Below are 15,557 nucleotides of genomic sequence, written 5' to 3'. Positions count from 1 at the left end.
ACTCAACCTTTCACATTCTGGGCCTGCGGATTACGTGCGGCGAAGACCGTGAACAGCGTGGCGATGAGGGCGAGTCCACCGTACCCGAGGGAAATGTGTGGCACGGAGAAGATGCCGGAGAGTCGGGCGGAGATCAGGCTGGGAACGGTCGCGCCGCTGTAGCTGAGCAGATACACCACCGCAAAGATTGGTGCCCGGTCGGACAAGGTGCTGCCGTATAGCAGACCCCGGGTGGCCGCGCTGATGGCGATGCCTTGACTGGCGCCTGCGACGACGGTTGCGGTGATGAACAGCACCAGCGTTCCGGTGGCGATCGCGGTGATGATGCCGATCCACCCGAGCAGGAAGGTGATCATGCCGAGACGTTGCGCTGCTGCCGGTGAGAACCGGCCGCCGAAGGGAGCGCCCAGAGCGCTGGGGCCCATGTACGCGGCGAACACCAGGCCGAGGATGAGTGAGTTGTCGGTGTGCAGTTGATCCTCGACCAGTGCGGGCACGAAGGCTTGGTAGAAGGCGCCGGTCGCCCAGGTGGCCAGGAACACGGCGGCCGCGACAGGCAGCAGATGCCTGACTCGGACCGGCATGCGAACGCTCGGGCGCAGTGATCGCCAACCACCCGGCGCTGAGACCACGGTCTCCGGGCTGATCGCGACGAGCGCGGCGGACAGCAGAAGCAGGCCGATGACAACCAGGTAGATGAGGTCACGTGGCCACGGCCCGAACTGGACCAAGGCACCGGACGCGATGGCCCCGACGGCCAGTCCGAGCATGACTGTCTGGCTGGAAGCAACGGAGGCCAGCCAGGCCGGCCGGGTCAGCGCAGCGTCGACGATGTAGGCAGTGAGGGTACTGCTTCCCAGCCCGGCGCCGAGGCCCATCAGGAGCCAGCCCGCAAGCAGGATGCCGATGTCGTGCACGTTCAAGAGCAGTAGGCAGGCCAGTACGAGCAGTCCGAGGCCGGCGAACGCGAGCGGCCGTCGGCCCACGTGACTGGACAGCCGTCCCAGGACCAACAGTGTGCTGAGAGTCGCGGCGGAGTAGGCGACAACGGTCAGCGAGATGTCGGCGTTGGTGAACCCTTCCTCGGCGCGATAGATGTTGAAAAGCGGGATCGTCGACCCCACCGCGGAGAACGTCGCCACCAGGGCGATCACCGCGGAGACGAACGCCAGCGTGAGCGTCCTGTCCCGGCGGTGCAGATTGATCACCGGTGCCACGTCGTGCATCGAGCCGTGCCTCTCTCCAGGTCGACTGCCCCGCGCCACGCAGTACCGCCATGGCGTCCTGGTACCTCTGATCAGCGTCGATCCCGTCGTGCTGTCTTACCGGCAGCGGCGGAGGAACGAGTTCGTGCGTGTCGGTAAGACGTCCTGGCGGACCGACACCCATCACTTGCACGACACACCTATGACCACCACCGGACCGGACACACAAAGGGGCAGGAAATGAGCGACACCATTCAGCCGGCCGAGGACCTGGCGATCCTCGAACGACTGAACCTCGACTACGTCGAGGCCGATCAGGCCGGCGATGCCGAGCGCTTCAGCGAGTTGCTCGCCGAAGACTTCGTCGTGCAGACTCCGGGCGTCACCCGCAACCGCGAGGAGTTCCTCGAGTACATCGCCAAGCCGCGGCCCTTCAAGGATCTCGCCGTCCATGACGTCAAGGTCCGCATCCTCAGCGATGTCGCGTTGATCCATGGTCGCAGCACCTACACGATGCTTGCCGACGGCACGGAACAGGAAGCGCTGTACACGGACGCGTATCAGAAGCGCGAGGGCACCTGGGTCTGCGTGTCAGCTTGTGCGATCGCTCCGGGGACCTGACCAGGAATGCCGCGGCCCGGCTCCATCCCGGAGCCGGGCCGCGAGGCTTTCTGCCGGCCGGTCAGACCGCCAGCCCTGCACCGCCGGCCACTACGATCTCTTGCCCGGTGACGTACGCGGCTCCGTCCGAGGCCAGGAACGCGACGGTCTGGGCGACGTCTTCGGGCGTGCCGAGGCGACCGAAGGGATTGTTCGCCGCCATGGCGGCCGGCATCGCGTCCACCTCATCGGGTCCCATGCCGTGCGTGGCCCGCAGCATGGGAGTGTCGGTGTATCCCGGGCTGACCGCGTTGATTCGGATGCGCCGTGGGGCGAGCTCCAGGGCCAGCGTCGGGATCATGGTCAGCAGGGCACCTCGAGACCCGGCAGTGAGACTGTTGCCCGTCAGGCTGCGCGTTGCGCCGATCCCCGCGGTGACAATGATCGAGGCGCCGTCGGCCAGGTGCGGGAGCGTCTTGACCAGAGTGAAGAACTGTCCTTTGGTGTTGACGGTGAACACCTCGTCGAAGGCGGCTTCGTCGCAGGCGTCCAGTGTGACGGGACGGCTGACGCCGGCGTTCAGGAAGAGCGTTGTCAGAGTCCCGAAATGTTCGCGGACCTCGGACACCACCGCGTCGGTGTCAGCGAGTGAGCGGAGGCCGGCATGCAGGACCAGTAAGTCGTCGGGCAGTTGGTGATCAGAGCTGCCGGTGCCGGCATGGTCATCGCTCCCATCGTTTGATGCACTGTGGTGCTCATCCTGCGGCATTTGGGACTATCTGGTCCAGTTGTGCCGGTGGCCGGTAGGCCTGTAGTCATCTCAGACTTCGTTCTGGACTATCCAGACCAGTTTCGCCAAGATTGCGAGGGTGACCATGACTAGGACGGGGACGCGGGCGACCGGCGAACAGCGCGTCGCGTTCAGGTACTTGGGCTCGCTCGGCGACTCACTCGCCCCGTGGGTGCAGTCGACAGGGCCGATCGATGCGTACGAGCCGCACGTCCCCGTCGAGGTCCGCAGTCCGCTCGAATGGTTCTCCTTCGCCGTCGTCTCGCGGCAGCTCAGCAGGGGGTCGGCCGTCGCGATCTACCACCGGCTCGTCGCGCAACTGGGCGGCTCCGTCACCGCCGAACGTGTCGTCGCGACCGGTGAGCGGACCATGCGCGGTGTCGGCCTGTCCTCCCCGAAGGCCAGAGCGATCCGCGGGCTTGCCGAGCGCGCCGATGACGGCCTGCTGGAACCGGCCAACCTAGAGGCCTCGAGCGACGCCGCCACCAAGTCCGCGCCCGCGACCACCACCACAGCCGACAAGCACTCCAACAGACCCGATCACGAACTACGGCTGGACTGCTCGGACGTGCGCGGAAGCCCTACGTCACCAGGAGCCGCCGCCTCCGCCGCCGGAGCCGCCGCCGACGCCGCTGCTGGAGCTTCCGCTGTAGCTGCTGCTGGAGGACGACCCCCCGGAACCGCCGGAGGCTGACCTGGCGCTGTCGGTGGCCATCGGCAGGTACAGGCCCAACTGCCAGCGGACGTGGTCGTACTCGGGCTGGGTCTGACGGGCCGAACCGCCCGGCTTCGTCGCGCGCTCGGCTTCGATCGTCCAGGAGGTGGTTTCGCCGAGTCCGGCGGCCCAGGCGGTGAGCAGGTCCTCGTCGCGGCCGTCCCACCCCTCAAGGCCGGCAAGATAGAGGCGGTACGCCTCGACCTGGCACCACAGCTCCGAGCCGCGCGCCGTACGGGCCCTCAGCTCCCAGGGCCGCAGTGCGGCCGCGAGACCGCCACCAGCCAGTGCCGCGCCGACGGCGGTCGGCGTGCGCCAGGTCGTGCCCGAGTCCAGCGCGCCGTCGGCCGTGAGGATCAAGACGATCACACCGGCGACAGTGGCCAGCACACCGGCGATCAGGGTCACGCGGCGCGCTCGCTCCGCACCTGGCACCCACAGCTCCATGTCATCGGACAGCCGCCAATCGTTCAGCCCAGTCTCCAACTCGCGCCAGGCCTCGGCGAAATTCTTGCTGTACTTGCGCAGCGAGACGTCCGGATTCCTGGCGAACAGGGTGCCTACGACTCGCTTGGTCAGTTCGTCGGCGTTACCGGGCTCCTCGACGGCTCTACGCAGTACCGGTTGGGTCGCCCCGGTGATGCGCAGGTGGCCGTCCAGTGCGGCGCCGAGCAGCCAAGCGACCAGATGGTTCTTGCGAACCTGTCCGGTCAGGAGGATGCCGCCTTGGGCCGGGCCGAGCTCCGCCGGCGGGACGGAGGAGGGCCGAACAGTCCGGGCCAGCTTGCCCAGGTCCATCCGGCGGCCGCCCCGGACACGCTGACGTCCCGCGAGCCGGATGAGTTCTGCGATCACCAGGGCGGCCAGCAGGGCGATCCCCGTGATCCACAACCAGCCCTGTACGAGGTGCCCCTCGGGCTCGGCGGGCACCGGTCCGGTCGGCGGCTCGGGCAGTGTCGCACCGCCACCGCTGGCCTCCGTGAACGTGCCGTATACGGTCAAGCCCTGTCCCTTGTCCAGGCCGCCGTGGCCGGCATCCAACTGCCCTGGCCGGGGCTGTTGCGTCGTTGCGCAGGAATCTCCCGAACCGTAGGAACCCGCGTTGCACTGCACTGACCGCAACGCGTACGGCGTGGCGACATGCACCTCAACCCGCCTGATCGGCACCTCCCACTCGGTGCCCACGGCGTCCCATGCCAGCCGCTCGAGGTTTCCCAGCGTCCGCAGGGTGTACTCGATCCGGTACCGACGTGTCCCCGTCACCGTCGACGCCGGGTCGCCGATCACCATCTCGGTCACGAGGGACCCGTTGAGCCGGAACGGTACCTCCGCACCGTCCATCGTGATCGAGACGTCCCGCAGATCGCCAGGCTTGTCCAATGGCACGGTCCGGTAGATTCCGTGCTTGTCCTTGCCGGCGAAGTCGTAGTCGATGACCTCGGTGATCCGCGCGCTTCCGTCCGGGCGCACCTCGGCCCCGACCCACATCCGCGCGACCTGCTCGCCTGTTTGTGCGAGGAGCCCGACCACCAGCCCGGCCAGGCCGATCAGCAGGACACCCGCGACCAGCCAGAGGGCGTCCTTCTTCCTGCGCCTTGCGACCGAACCCGCCATCGTCGTACGTCCTCTTCTCCCCCCGGTGCCCGGCACGGACGGTCCACCATCCTTCCAGTCCCAGGGGTGCATCACCCCAGAGCATCGGTACGGGCGCGGTACGGGCAGAGCGGCAGCGGTGGCGGTTCCTAGGCTCGACCATTGATCTCGAACGTCCCCCTGAGAGGAATTTCCGTGCGCAAAGAGCTCGTCGGCATCCTGGTCGCGGTCACGGTCCTGTTCGGCGGTTCCGTCGTCGCCGGGCCGGCTTCGGCGGCCACCGCCCCCTGCAGGCAGAACATTTACGGCCCGGGCGGCACCGGCTCCTGCGTGAAGGCGATCCAGGGCCTCGCCAACGTGTTGTCCATCAGCAACTCCGCCCGCCGCGAGGCCGGCCCGATCGCCATCGACAGCATCTACGGCGACCAGACGATGAACGCCATCATGAAGATCCAGCGCGCCGCCCGCGCCGCGAACCACCCGAACACCAAGGTCGACGGCTGGGTCGGCGCCCAGACCTGGACGATCCTCTGCTACTACGGCGCGTTCTGGGGCCACGACACCAAGGCCAGGGACGCCTACCGCTGGGCCAAGTCCTACGCCTGCTGACGAAGCCGCGTACCCGCTGCCGGGCCGGTGGGTCCTGCCTGCCCGGTACCGCGGTGCGGCACGCGAAGACCGGACCGTCGTCGATCACTGGACTAGCCTATTCGAGCTCGCTTCGCGATATCCCGCAGAAGAGCGCTGTCGAGGTCCATTCCATGAACCCGCCGATCACCGAGTACGCCGTCTGGCGTTGGCGTGCGCGAGCGAGGCTCTTGACACTGCCTGACGTCTGCAGATCACGCCGCGCTCGGCGGGCGTTACCAGCTCGCCGAGCGGTGGTGGCAGACCTGCCAGTCTCGTTTGAGGTCACGCACCGCTCGATGACTCTCGATGAGCGTCGAGGACCCTTCAAATGAGCTGGCACGCGACCTGGCCGCTGCTCGAGGGCGCAACCTGTCGACGGAAGGCGTTATCGCCGAGTTGAGATGCGGTGAGTTCCTCTCGACGTACCTCGGGCAAGTGCAATCCGGCTCGGTCGAGACTTGGCTTGAGACGCTGACCCTTGACGCTCCCCCTGCTGCGAAGACGCCGGATGGGCGCAGCTGATGAATCATCGATCATCCGATGCAGCTAGTCACGGGTGCCCGGACAGGGATCGATCACCGGGCACCTGGTGCGGAGATGTCCAGTTGGCGGAGCCGACGAGATACCCATGGGAGGAGATGGCTGGTTGGTTGCTCACGCGACCTTCGTGCCGAGGAGGGCTCGCACCGGGACCTGCTCGATGTACGGCCGATAGGGATGAAGCAGTTCCCGGAGCTCCGCTGCGATCTGTGGACGCTCCTTGGGCGAGGGAAGGCGGTCGACCGGTAGCGCGCTGTAGACCCCGCCGAGTAGGTGATCGAAGTCGAGCTCGTCGGCATAGTCGAGCTCGACCTTGCTGACCTCGAAGCCATTGGCCGTCAGGCTCTGGCGATAGCGCTGTTGCGTTGCCTTGTCGGTGCCGCAGCTGTTGGCTGGACGCGCGCCAAACCAGTCGGACAGCCATTCGCGTAACGCCCGTGACCAGTCCGAGTCCTGCAGCCACAGCGGGATCCCGTTGGCCACGACCATGACACCACCTCCAGGACGCAGGAGCGGACCGACCGCGGCAAACAGCGCCTCATGGTCCATCCAGTGCAGTGCTTGTCCGATCGTCACAGCACCAACCGACTGTTCAGCCAACAGCGATCGCAGCAGCGGAAGGTCGGAGTCGCTGCCGACCATCCACGCCACATTCGTGACACCCTGGTCCTGGGCGGCTGAGCGGGCGCGGGCCAGCATGTCTGGTTCGGGATCGACCCCTATCACGGCCCGAACATGCGGGGCGATCGGTGTCGCCAGTTGCCCCGTGCCACAACCGAGATCGATCACGAGATCGTCGCCCTTTAACGAGAACGCATCGACGCACGCGCCGATCAACCCTGACGGATAACCGCGGCGGTATCGGTGATACAGATCAGCAACCTCGCCGCCAAACCCCAGATCCATCGTCTCAGAGTGCCTCCTCACGTCGATGATCCGACAGGGCTTCTGCCACCGGCATAACGCCTGTCGGCCGTTCTGGAAGCTGACCGCTGACCGTTCCACCACCGGGCCGGCACTGAGCGATTCTTGCGCGCGGAGCGACGAGGTGCCCGCAACACCCGCACGGCTCCCCTGCCCGGTCAACGGGCGACGTGCGGGCGCCCGGATCAGGACCGAATACGCCCGAACTCAGTACGCAGAGACTCCGGTACTAATCTCTGAACAGTCCTTACAGAGACAATGCAGGCCTGACCGGACTCCCTAGCGCGCCTATCGGAACCGGCGCCACCACGCGTTGGCCCGCAGTCGTGCCAGCTGGACAGGTGATAGCCGCAACTCGTTGGTCAGTCGGGCGTACTCGTTGGTGAGTGTTGTGGCTGACATCGTCCGGTTGTCCGTGCTGATGGTTACGGCTACGCCCTCCTCAAGCAGCGAGGCTGCTGGATGGGGCTCGCCCGGCCTAACTGCGCGGGTCTGATGATTGGAAGTTGGACACATCTCCAACGCCACACCGTCATGGGCCAGGCGCGAGATGAGTGCGATGGCGGTGGCTGCAGCGACGCCGTGTCCGATCCGTTGAGGCCCGAGGCGATCCAGAACCTCGCGGACGCTGTCGGGGCCAGCCGCCTCACCAGCATGGGCTGTGATGTGCAGTCCTAGCGAGTGAGCAGCTTCGAACGCCGGCAGGTGTGGCGTCAAGGGGAGGGGACTGCTGCACGAGTAGGTGACGGTTTCGGTCACGCGGCCTGACTGGCCGGTGTGGTCATGATTGTTTCGTATTCGATGGGGGTCAACCGGCTGAGCGTGGCTTGCCTTCTACGTCGGTGGTAGGTGCGTTCGATCCAGGTCACGATCGCGATCCGGAGTTCTTCGCGGGTGGACCAGGTCCGCCGGTCGAGAACGTTCTTCTGCAGCAGTGCGAAGAAGCTTTCCATGGTGGCGTTGTCACCCGCGGCGCCTACCCACCCCATGGAACCGACCAGCCCGTGGCGTCCGAGTGCGCGCACGAACTTCCTGGACCGAAATTGCGATCCGCGGTCGGTGTGCAGAATGCAGCCGGCGACCTCATCACGGCGGGCGACGGCGTTGTTGAGCGCGGCCACGGCGAGGCGGGATTCATCCGGGAGTCGATGGAGTAGCCCACGATCCGGTTGGAGTAGACGTCCTTGACCGCGCACAGGTACAGCTTGCCCTCGGTTGTGCGGTGCTCGGTGATGTCGGCCAGCCATAGCTGGTTCGGCGCCTGGGCGGTGAAGTTGCGGCGCACGAGGTCGTCGTGGACCGGCGGGCCGGGCTTCTTGCCGTTCTTGCTGCGTCTCTTGCCGAACGCGCTCCACCAACCCATGGACGAACAGATCCGCCACGCGGTCCGGTCCGCCATCGGTTGGCCGGCGTCACGAGCCTCGTCGACCAGGAACCGGTAGCCGAACTCCGGGTCGTCGCGGTGGGCGTCGAACAAGGCGTTGGCGCGGTAGGCCTGCTCGAGCTCGGCAGGAGTGACCGGCTGGGCCAGCCAGCGGTGGTACGGCTGGCGAGCGAGGTTCAGTACCCGACACGTCACCGCGACAGGGATCCCGTCGGCGGCCAGCCCTTTCACGAGCGGGTAGAGCCTTGTCCCGGAAGATGCGCCTGCGACAGGTACGCGGCCGCGCGGCGCAGTACCTCGTTCTCCTGTTCCAGCAGTTTGATCCGCCGACGGGCCTCGCGAAGTTCGGCCGACTCACCACGAGATACACCGGGCTTGGCGCCCTCGTCGACCTCGGCCTGGCGCAGCCACTTGAACAACGTCATCGGATGGACCCCGAAGTCCTTCGCGATCTGCTCAACCGTCACTCCGGGTCCCCGATCGCGAGCCACGCGAACGACATCGTCTCGGAACTGCGAGGGTAGGGCTTTGCCACAGCAACGTCCTCTCAGGCCACCTCTCGGCAAGCCACCTCAGATGTCGCCTATCCGTGCAGCAGACCCCCGGAAAGCAGGCGAGCGATGTGGTCCTGCGCCGCTTCGCGTATGTCAGGCTGGGGTGGTGCGCGTACAGCGCGAGCTCCCCGTACATGTCATGGAAGTTCAACCGCTCGCGCAGATGCTCGCACGCCGGACGACGCGATTCGCGAGTTGCGGCAGTAGCGTGCGGCGCCGCACGCACGCACGCAGAGCGGCATGACTGGGCGGGTTGCCCTTGCAAAACCATTGGTGAACCGACTTTCTCCGCTGATGTACTGATATCCGACCGTGAGTCGGCCCCGTGTCGGAGGTAGCAGTTGTGACGAGCTATAACGCGCTTGCCGAGGTGTACGAGTGGCTCATCTCGGATGCAAAGCTGGCCCCGGCCGAGTTCGCTGCGTCGTTCGACGACGTCCTCGGTCTCCTGCCGTCGAACGCTCACGTCCTCGATTGTTCGTGCGGAACCGGACAGTTGGCGGTCGGCCTCGCCGGTCGTGGCATGCAGGTGGTCGCAACTGACGCCAGCGAAGCGATGGTTCGTCGGACTGCGGAGTTGTCTGAGGAGTTCGGGGCACCTGTCCGGACAGTGCGGGCGGACTGGCAAGAGTTGCCCGACCATTTCGATGACGACACCTTCGACATGGTGTTCTGCGTTGGCAACTCGCTGCACCATGCCGTGGGCGCGAGAGGCAGGTTTGCTGCTCTGGAGTCGATGTCACGGCTTCTGCGCCGTGGCGGGCGCTTGGTACTCACCTCCCGCACCTGGGAACTCGTGAGGGCCAGAGGTTCCCGGCTGGACATCAGTGACCGTCTTGTCCGCCGGAACGGGCGCAATGCCGTCGTGGTCTACCGCTGGGAGATTGCGTCACATTGGGAGGAGGAGCACCACATCGAGATTGCGGTCGCGCAAGTTGATGCGGGTAGGTCGGTTCTTGTCCGCTCGGAACTGCTGTCGTGCTGGCCCTACCGATACGACGAACTCGCAGCCGAGTTGCACCAGGTCGGACTCCGGACGGAAAGGAGCACGTACAACCCTGAGGCCGAGAACTACATGGTGGTGGCGAGCAAGGTATAGACAACGGGCTCACAGTCCCTGGCCGGACCGCGCGGTTGCTCACAGGAGGCTTGCGCTCTCTCATCGGCATGTGAGTGCGCTTCCGTGTGCAGTCTGGACGGTCAGGTCAACATCGGCAGACAACCCTCTAACTGGCCTCGGACGGGTGCACGAGACTGCAACTCGTCGCACCTCGACATGTCGCTTCGCCAGTTATTCAACGGAGTCACGCGAAAGGCGCCGCGACCACCTACGCCGCCTACGTTGCCACTCGCCGCTGACGGATGCTGCCGATTCCTCGCTAGCGTTCGATCATGACCGCACAAGAGCAGTTCATTGCCGCAGCCGGAAACATCGTCGTGCCCTCAATCCTGGCCCTTCAGGCCGCCGGCTTTTCAGGTCGAACAAATAGGCGAGGACCTTCTGCCGGCGGCGTCCCGACAGGACGATACGTCGCTGCCGACCCGCTCGAACTCCTTGGACTGATCAAACTGATCGAGGTTCGCGGCTGGTCTTGGCAAGCCACAGACAGCCAAATCGACTCCGTACTGGAACGGTTCGGCTGGACAGGCTGACCAGCTACTCCCGGCACTCCAACATCCGCCGTTACCAGTTAACGTCGGGAGTTGCATCTACAGCCCTGAGCACCTGCGCGGACGTGGTGGACATGCGCCAGAAGCGAGTCGAGCTCGCCCACCGCATCGGAGAATGAAACCATGGAACGGCCGATCGACTTCTCGCGCGACCGGCACATGCTGTGCGGGGGCTGCGGTCAACGATTCCTCGTCGATCTGGACTGGATCGACCGATGGGAGCAGGGACAGGAAAGTGCCCCGGCTGCGGCATGACCTGCGAGAACGAGGACGCTCCGCGGGTGACAGTCGATCCCGCCGACCCCGCGCTGGACGACGACCGCGTCACGCGGCTGTTCTGGTACCACACCAGCACGCAGCCGGACTGGCCGACGCAAAACGTCGACCCGGCGGCCAGGCTGACCGCCGATACCCGTCTGATGATGGGCGGAGACCGACGGGTCGCCGCCTGGGCCGAGCGTCAGCGAGCGAAGGCTCCCCACGTCGGCACGTACGAGGCCGCGATCCACAACATGCTGCGGCGCATCAATGACCAAACCGATCACGGCAGTCAGTTCTACCTCTACCGCGTCCGCCTCCAGCCGACGACCGCCGTGAGAGAAGGCTGGGTCATCGATCCCAGCGACTTCGTCGGCGACGTGATGCTGCACGAGGTCTGCCCTCCGGAGGTCGACGCCGCCCGCTACCTCAAGTACCACGAAGACCCCGGGGGACTCTCGCTGGCACTGGGACGAGACGCGATCGCCAGCGTTCAGCGAATCCCCATCCCAGCGCCTGACGCCTGCGACATCGGCTGGGTCCGTGATTCAGTCGTCGCTCTCAGCGACGCGACGGAAGGAGCCGCCCCACCTGCCGACGCACTCAGCCGGTTCCAACGGTTCCAGCCATCACCGCAGGCCCTGGCCGGCCGGGAACTTGCAGAGGGTCTCGCCACCCGGCTGCCGATCAATCTTCAGTGGCAATTCACATCGGCTGCGGCGTTCGTCGACGGTGCGGACCCTACGCGGTGGGCACGTCGGACGAGCGGCCTCATCGACGCGATCGAGAATCCTGCACACGTGCTCGCTTTGCTCGACGGCCAAGAGTGCCGACAGCTTTGAGCGCGGACACCCCTTGGACATCCTCCGCTCGCCGGGATCAAGGCTTTTCGAGCCTACGACCAGCTACTCCCGTCACTCCAACACCCGGCGGTACCAGCTCCGAGTTCGCCCCGCGGACTGCGTCAGGCACAGTGGTGATCCGGGGACTGGCACGGACAGCCTAGGTGGCGCGTCGAAGCCCGGAGTTCAGCGATCATCGGCCCTGTCGAACGAATGTCTGCTGCGGTGAGATCTGTGCTCTATGTGGGGCGGAGGTCGGTGCCTGGGATCCAGGCGACCCGGCCGGACTTGTCGCGGACGCGGCCCAGCCACTCGCGGTTGTCGCGGATCCAGATGTCGAGCTCGCCGTTGGCCCACTGGGCGCGCTGCACCGGCTGCGGCGGGTCCACCTTCCGGATGGCGTCGGCGGGCCGGGGGCCGTGCGCGTCGTACTGGACGTCGAGGTCGCTGGCTATCCGGTGTGCCTCCGTCTCGTCGTCGATGTCTGTTGCCCGCCACCCGTTGACCGCGCCGTCCCAGACGCCGAATCTGTTCGATCCGTCATCGGAAGGCCGCACCGTGAACCGCCCAAGCAGGGCTCCAGATTAGCGCTATATCGAACACATGTTCCCTTAAGCCTTCGTAACTATGTCTTCCATGTAGCTGACGGCAGGGTCTCGTGGACGGTGCTGGACGAGCAGTACGCCATTGTCGGGCCAGTTGATCGGTTCCTGGCGCATCTGAGTGCGGGGGACCGGTCGCCGCAGACGGTGCGGTCGTATGCGTTCGATCTGCGGGACCTGTTCGCGTTCCTGCTGCAGTCCGAGGTGGCGTGGGATGCGGTGCGCCTGGAGGACCTGGGGCGATTCGCCGCGTGGCTTGGCCGGTCGCCGGCGGAGCGGGCCGGAAACGTCAGCCGACACTCACAGGCGCACAGCCACTGCTCGCTCACCTGGGCGAGGGCCGCAGCGCCGTCGGGAGATCAAGCTGAAAGCGGCGTACCCCTCATCACCCAAACCTGGCTAGCCGGCCGCCCCTCTGATGACCACTACGCTCTGCACCCGCCGCGAGCCCTTCAGTCCCGCGATCTCCCCGTTTCTCATCAATGAGTAATGCGGATTTTCCGTAGCGTGATGAAGTCCATAACAAATGGTTCGTGGTTGCATCTTTTCGCTTCTTTTTCGGTTGACAGAGAGCGACTTGGGCTACGGTTTTCCGCAAGGGGAGAGTCACGATCCGGGGGGCCGGCATGCCGAGACGTTTCGCGACCGCATTTTTCGTTCTCGCCACTGCGGTCGGCATGATGCTAGGCCTCACCGCCCCGCCCGCGCTGGCAGCCGAGGGTGATCCTGCGTCCTCCGTTGTGGCGACGTGGTCCTGCACCAGCAGCCCGTGCCCGTGGGGCCCGTCGGACACCAGCAACACGGCGGTCTGGCCGGCTGCGGCCGAGCCGGTCCGGGCCCGCTACGGCTATACCGTCTCCCACGACGTGTACGCCCCGGCGCCCAAGGTGGCGGGCTGGAAGATCACCGTCACGTCCGGGAGCGCCACGGTTTACGCGGGCCCGGCCGACGACTCGCACGCGTCGCTGGCCAATCTGCAGACCGGCGACAGCTACACCCTGCCCAGCACGCTGAGCAGCAGCAGCCTCGTCAGCGTGCAGAGCGGTGGGTCGTTCGAGTACACGATCACCCCCGGCACCCCGACCGACCCGCCGCCACCGGCCTCCGGTGACGGCTCGGTGCTGGCCACCTGGAACTGCACCAGCAGCCCCTGCCCGTCGGGCCAGAGCTACACCAGCAACGCGGGCGTCTGGCCGGCCGCGGCCCAGCCGGTCCGGGCCCGCTACGGCTACACCGTCTCCGCCGACGTCTACGCTCCGGTGTCCAAGGTGGCCGGCTGGAAGATCACCGTCATCTCCGGCAGCGCCACGGTTTACGCGGGCCCGGCCGACGACTCGCACTCGTCGCTGGCCGCGCTGTCGGCAGGCGAGAGCTACACCGTGTCCAGCACGCTCAGCAACAGCAGCATCGTGAGCGTGCAGGACGATGGCGCGTTCCGGGTCACCTTCACTCCGGGCGAGCCGACCACGCCGCCGCCGGCGTCCGGCGACGGTTCGGTGCTGGCCACCTGGAACTGCACCGGCACGCCTTGCCCGTCGGGTGCGAGCTACACCAGCAACGCGGCGGTCTGGCCCGCGACCGCCGAGCCCACCCGGGCCCGCTACGGCTACACCGTCTCCCACGACGTGTACGCCCCGGCGGCGAAGGTGGCCGGCTGGAAGATCACCGTCACCTCCGGCAGCGCCGCCGTGTACGCGGGCCCGGTCGGGGACTCGCACTCGTCGCTGGCCGCGCTGTCGGCCGGCGAGAGCTACACCGTGTCCAGCACCCTGAGCAGCAGCAGCATTGTCAGCGTGCAGGGCGGCTCCGCGTTCGAGTACACGTTCACCCCGGGTGGGCCGGTCACGCCCCCGCCGGCCGGCGACGGCGAGTCGGCCCGGGTGACCTGGACCTGCACCAGCAGCCCGTGCCCGTGGGGTCCGTCGGACAGCGGGTACGCCGCCGTCTGGCCGGCCGAGACCAACCCCAGCCGGGCCCGCTACGGCTACACCGCCTCGCACGACGTCTACGCGCCGGCCCCGCAGGTGGCGAACTGGAAGATCACCGTCACCTCGGGCAGCGCCACCGTGTTCTCCGGCCCGGTCGGGGACTCGCACGCGCCGCTGGCCAACCTGTCGGCCGGCCAGAGCTACACCGTGCCGACCACTCTGAGCGGCAGCAGCATCGTCAGCGTGCAGAGCGGTTCGCCGTTCGAGTACGCCTTCGTGCCCGGCCCGCCGGTCCCGCCGACGCCGCTCGCCTGTACCGACCCCACCACCTGCGACCCGGTCTCCTGGGTCAACGCCCGCTGGCGCTACGCCGGCACCGGCGAGAACCCCGGTGACTGGTACGGCGGCGTGATCACCTGGCCGGTCGGCACGGCCTACCAGGGCAACGGCCGCTCCGGCGACAACGCGCGCACCGTCTACTCGGAGTCGGGCGGTCCGCTCTACCCGTATATGGGTGCCTGGGCCGACGGGTGCACCGTCCGCGTGGTCACCGGACGGGTCCTGATCATCGAGTGGGAGCGCGGTACGGACGAGTGGCGGGAGACCCGCGTGAACGCCGGCCAGGCGTACACCATCTCGCTCAGCGGCTCCGAGGACGGCGCCATGATCGAGACGGACAACGACGTCGAGCCCTTCACGGTCTCGGTGAGCAACTGCACCCCGCGGCCGCTCTCGGAGTCGAACAACCGCCTCCCGGTGGCGAACGCCGGTGCGCCGCAGTCGGTCGTGGCTGGTACGACCGTGACCCTGAACGGGTCCGGCACCGACGCCGACGGCGACGACCTCACCTACGCGTGGACCCAGACCGGTGGACCGGCGGTGACGCTGTCCAGTACGACGGCGGCGAAGCCGACCTTCACCGCCCCGTCCTCGGCGTCCACGCTGACGTTCAGCCTGGTGGTGCGGGACGGCCGGGCCAACAGCGCGGCGGCGACCACCACGGTGACCACCACCCCGGTCAACTAGGTGCCGGTGGCGAACGCCGGTACGGCGCAGACGGTCAACACGGGTACCACGGTGACGCTGGACGGCTCCGGCAGCCGCGACGCCGACAACGACCCGCTGACCTACACGTGGACCCAGACCGGTGGGCCGGCGGTGACGCTGTCCAGCCGGACGGTGCAGAAGCCGACGTTCACCGCCCCGTCCACCAAGACCACGCTGACGTTCAGCCTGGTCGTGCGGGACGGCAAGGTGGACAGCGCGGTGTCGACCACCACGGTGACCGTCACCGGTCCGAACCTGGCCCGGGGCAAGACCG

The 15,557-nt window shown here is 67.0% G+C and carries 16 protein-coding genes and 2 pseudogenes; 11 read left to right on the top strand and 7 right to left on the bottom strand.

Translation table 11 applies throughout. From position 1 onward, the window contains the following. Positions 1-2: 2 nt before the first annotated feature. Complete coding sequence (locus tag ACWCOV_RS00385) at positions 3-1,226, bottom strand: MFS transporter (protein ID WP_449827034.1); 1,224 nt, start codon at positions 1,224-1,226, stop codon at positions 3-5. A 219-nt stretch (positions 1,227-1,445) separates the two neighbouring features. On the opposite strand from ACWCOV_RS00385, the gene ACWCOV_RS00380 reads away from it, so the two are divergent. Beyond that, positions 1,446-1,826, top strand: coding sequence for a nuclear transport factor 2 family protein (locus tag ACWCOV_RS00380; protein ID WP_449827033.1), 381 nt, complete (start codon positions 1,446-1,448; stop codon positions 1,824-1,826). A gap of 61 nt (positions 1,827-1,887) precedes the next feature. Here the strand turns inward: ACWCOV_RS00380 and ACWCOV_RS00375 are convergent, their stop codons facing one another. Further along, a complete protein-coding gene (locus tag ACWCOV_RS00375; RefSeq protein ID WP_449827032.1) occupies positions 1,888-2,574 on the bottom strand; it encodes an SDR family oxidoreductase in 687 nt (228 codons plus the stop codon). A gap of 106 nt (positions 2,575-2,680) precedes the next feature. On the opposite strand from ACWCOV_RS00375, the gene ACWCOV_RS00370 reads away from it, so the two are divergent. After that, positions 2,681-3,289, top strand: coding sequence for a hypothetical protein (locus ACWCOV_RS00370; RefSeq protein ID WP_449827031.1), 609 nt, complete (start codon positions 2,681-2,683; stop codon positions 3,287-3,289). Here ACWCOV_RS00370 and ACWCOV_RS00365 read toward each other — a convergent pair. After that, complete coding sequence (locus ACWCOV_RS00365; protein ID WP_449827030.1) at positions 3,182-4,924, bottom strand: DUF2207 domain-containing protein; 1,743 nt, start codon at positions 4,922-4,924, stop codon at positions 3,182-3,184. The genes ACWCOV_RS00370 and ACWCOV_RS00365 overlap by 108 nt on opposite strands. A gap of 174 nt (positions 4,925-5,098) precedes the next feature. Between ACWCOV_RS00365 and ACWCOV_RS00360 the strand changes: the two genes are divergently transcribed. After that, positions 5,099-5,512: a peptidoglycan-binding domain-containing protein gene (locus tag ACWCOV_RS00360; protein ID WP_449827029.1), complete on the top strand. Its 414-nt coding sequence runs from the start codon at positions 5,099-5,101 to the stop codon at positions 5,510-5,512. 327 nt (positions 5,513-5,839) lie between these two features. Beyond that, positions 5,840-6,055 (top strand): hypothetical protein, encoded by a 216-nt coding sequence (locus ACWCOV_RS00355; RefSeq protein WP_449827028.1) that lies wholly within the window; start codon positions 5,840-5,842, stop codon positions 6,053-6,055. A 132-nt stretch (positions 6,056-6,187) separates the two neighbouring features. Here ACWCOV_RS00355 and ACWCOV_RS00350 read toward each other — a convergent pair whose 3' ends face one another. The 3 genes and pseudogenes from ACWCOV_RS00350 to ACWCOV_RS00340 form a co-directional block, all read right to left on the bottom strand. Beyond that, the gene (locus ACWCOV_RS00350; RefSeq protein WP_449827027.1) at positions 6,188-6,979 is read right to left on the bottom strand and encodes a class I SAM-dependent methyltransferase; all 792 of its coding nucleotides are present in this window, start codon (positions 6,977-6,979) and stop codon (positions 6,188-6,190) included. A gap of 306 nt (positions 6,980-7,285) precedes the next feature. Continuing rightward, complete coding sequence (locus ACWCOV_RS00345; RefSeq protein ID WP_449827026.1) at positions 7,286-7,756, bottom strand: hypothetical protein; 471 nt, start codon at positions 7,754-7,756, stop codon at positions 7,286-7,288. After that, positions 7,753-8,932, bottom strand: a pseudogene (locus tag ACWCOV_RS00340) (IS3 family transposase). The gene ACWCOV_RS00345 and the pseudogene ACWCOV_RS00340 overlap by 4 nt, the downstream one beginning before the upstream one ends. A gap of 346 nt (positions 8,933-9,278) precedes the next feature. Here ACWCOV_RS00340 and ACWCOV_RS00335 point away from each other — a divergent pair. The 4 genes from ACWCOV_RS00335 to ACWCOV_RS00320 all read left to right on the top strand — a co-directional run bounded on the left by ACWCOV_RS00335 (position 9,279) and on the right by ACWCOV_RS00320 (position 11,706). Further along, a complete protein-coding gene (locus ACWCOV_RS00335; protein WP_449827025.1) occupies positions 9,279-10,034 on the top strand; it encodes a class I SAM-dependent methyltransferase in 756 nt (251 codons plus the stop codon). Positions 10,035-10,327: 293 nt separating this feature from the next. Further along, positions 10,328-10,588 (top strand): hypothetical protein, encoded by a 261-nt coding sequence (locus ACWCOV_RS00330; RefSeq protein ID WP_449827024.1) that lies wholly within the window; start codon positions 10,328-10,330, stop codon positions 10,586-10,588. 141 nt (positions 10,589-10,729) lie between these two features. Further along, positions 10,730-10,861 (top strand): hypothetical protein, encoded by a 132-nt coding sequence (locus ACWCOV_RS00325; RefSeq protein WP_449827023.1) that lies wholly within the window; start codon positions 10,730-10,732, stop codon positions 10,859-10,861. A gap of 26 nt (positions 10,862-10,887) precedes the next feature. Further along, complete coding sequence (locus ACWCOV_RS00320) at positions 10,888-11,706, top strand: hypothetical protein (protein WP_449827022.1); 819 nt, start codon at positions 10,888-10,890, stop codon at positions 11,704-11,706. A 239-nt stretch (positions 11,707-11,945) separates the two neighbouring features. Here ACWCOV_RS00320 and ACWCOV_RS00315 read toward each other — a convergent pair whose 3' ends face one another. Then, on the bottom strand, positions 11,946-12,263 hold the full coding sequence (locus ACWCOV_RS00315) for a hypothetical protein (RefSeq protein WP_449827021.1): 318 nt from the start codon (positions 12,261-12,263) through the stop codon (positions 11,946-11,948). Positions 12,264-12,371: 108 nt separating this feature from the next. Between ACWCOV_RS00315 and ACWCOV_RS00310 the strand changes: the two genes are divergently transcribed. The 3 genes and pseudogenes from ACWCOV_RS00310 to ACWCOV_RS00300 form a co-directional block, all read left to right on the top strand. After that, positions 12,372-12,794 carry a site-specific integrase gene (locus ACWCOV_RS00310; RefSeq protein ID WP_449827020.1) on the top strand — a complete coding sequence of 141 codons (423 nt, stop codon included), beginning with the start codon at positions 12,372-12,374 and terminating at the stop codon, positions 12,792-12,794. 140 nt (positions 12,795-12,934) lie between these two features. Next, positions 12,935-15,262: a PKD domain-containing protein gene (locus ACWCOV_RS00305; RefSeq protein ID WP_449827019.1), complete on the top strand. Its 2,328-nt coding sequence runs from the start codon at positions 12,935-12,937 to the stop codon at positions 15,260-15,262. After that, positions 15,263-15,466 (top strand): annotated as a pseudogene (locus ACWCOV_RS00300) (PKD domain-containing protein); the annotation flags it as partial. Positions 15,467-15,557: the final 91 nt, after the last annotated feature.

The organism is Kribbella sp. NPDC002412 (assembly GCF_053592935.1).
Note: the sequence above shows the minus strand (reverse complement) of the source record. Positions and strands in the feature narration are given on the sequence as shown.

Excerpts from the sequence above, each read along its gene's own strand:
- ACWCOV_RS00385 (WP_449827034.1), bottom strand. The coding sequence starts at position 1,226 with ATGCACGACGTGGCACCGGTGATCAATCTGCACCGCCGGGACAGGACG.
- ACWCOV_RS00380 (WP_449827033.1), top strand. The coding sequence starts at position 1,446 with ATGAGCGACACCATTCAGCCGGCCGAGGACCTGGCGATCCTCGAACGA.
- ACWCOV_RS00375 (WP_449827032.1), bottom strand. The coding sequence starts at position 2,574 with ATGCCGCAGGATGAGCACCACAGTGCATCAAACGATGGGAGCGATGAC.
- ACWCOV_RS00370 (WP_449827031.1), top strand. The coding sequence starts at position 2,681 with ATGACTAGGACGGGGACGCGGGCGACCGGCGAACAGCGCGTCGCGTTC.
- ACWCOV_RS00365 (WP_449827030.1), bottom strand. The coding sequence starts at position 4,924 with ATGGCGGGTTCGGTCGCAAGGCGCAGGAAGAAGGACGCCCTCTGGCTG.
- ACWCOV_RS00355 (WP_449827028.1), top strand. The coding sequence starts at position 5,840 with ATGAGCGTCGAGGACCCTTCAAATGAGCTGGCACGCGACCTGGCCGCT.
- ACWCOV_RS00350 (WP_449827027.1), bottom strand. The coding sequence starts at position 6,979 with ATGGATCTGGGGTTTGGCGGCGAGGTTGCTGATCTGTATCACCGATAC.
- ACWCOV_RS00330 (WP_449827024.1), top strand. The coding sequence starts at position 10,328 with ATGACCGCACAAGAGCAGTTCATTGCCGCAGCCGGAAACATCGTCGTG.
- ACWCOV_RS00325 (WP_449827023.1), top strand. The coding sequence starts at position 10,730 with ATGGAACGGCCGATCGACTTCTCGCGCGACCGGCACATGCTGTGCGGG.
- ACWCOV_RS00305 (WP_449827019.1), top strand. The coding sequence starts at position 12,935 with ATGCCGAGACGTTTCGCGACCGCATTTTTCGTTCTCGCCACTGCGGTC.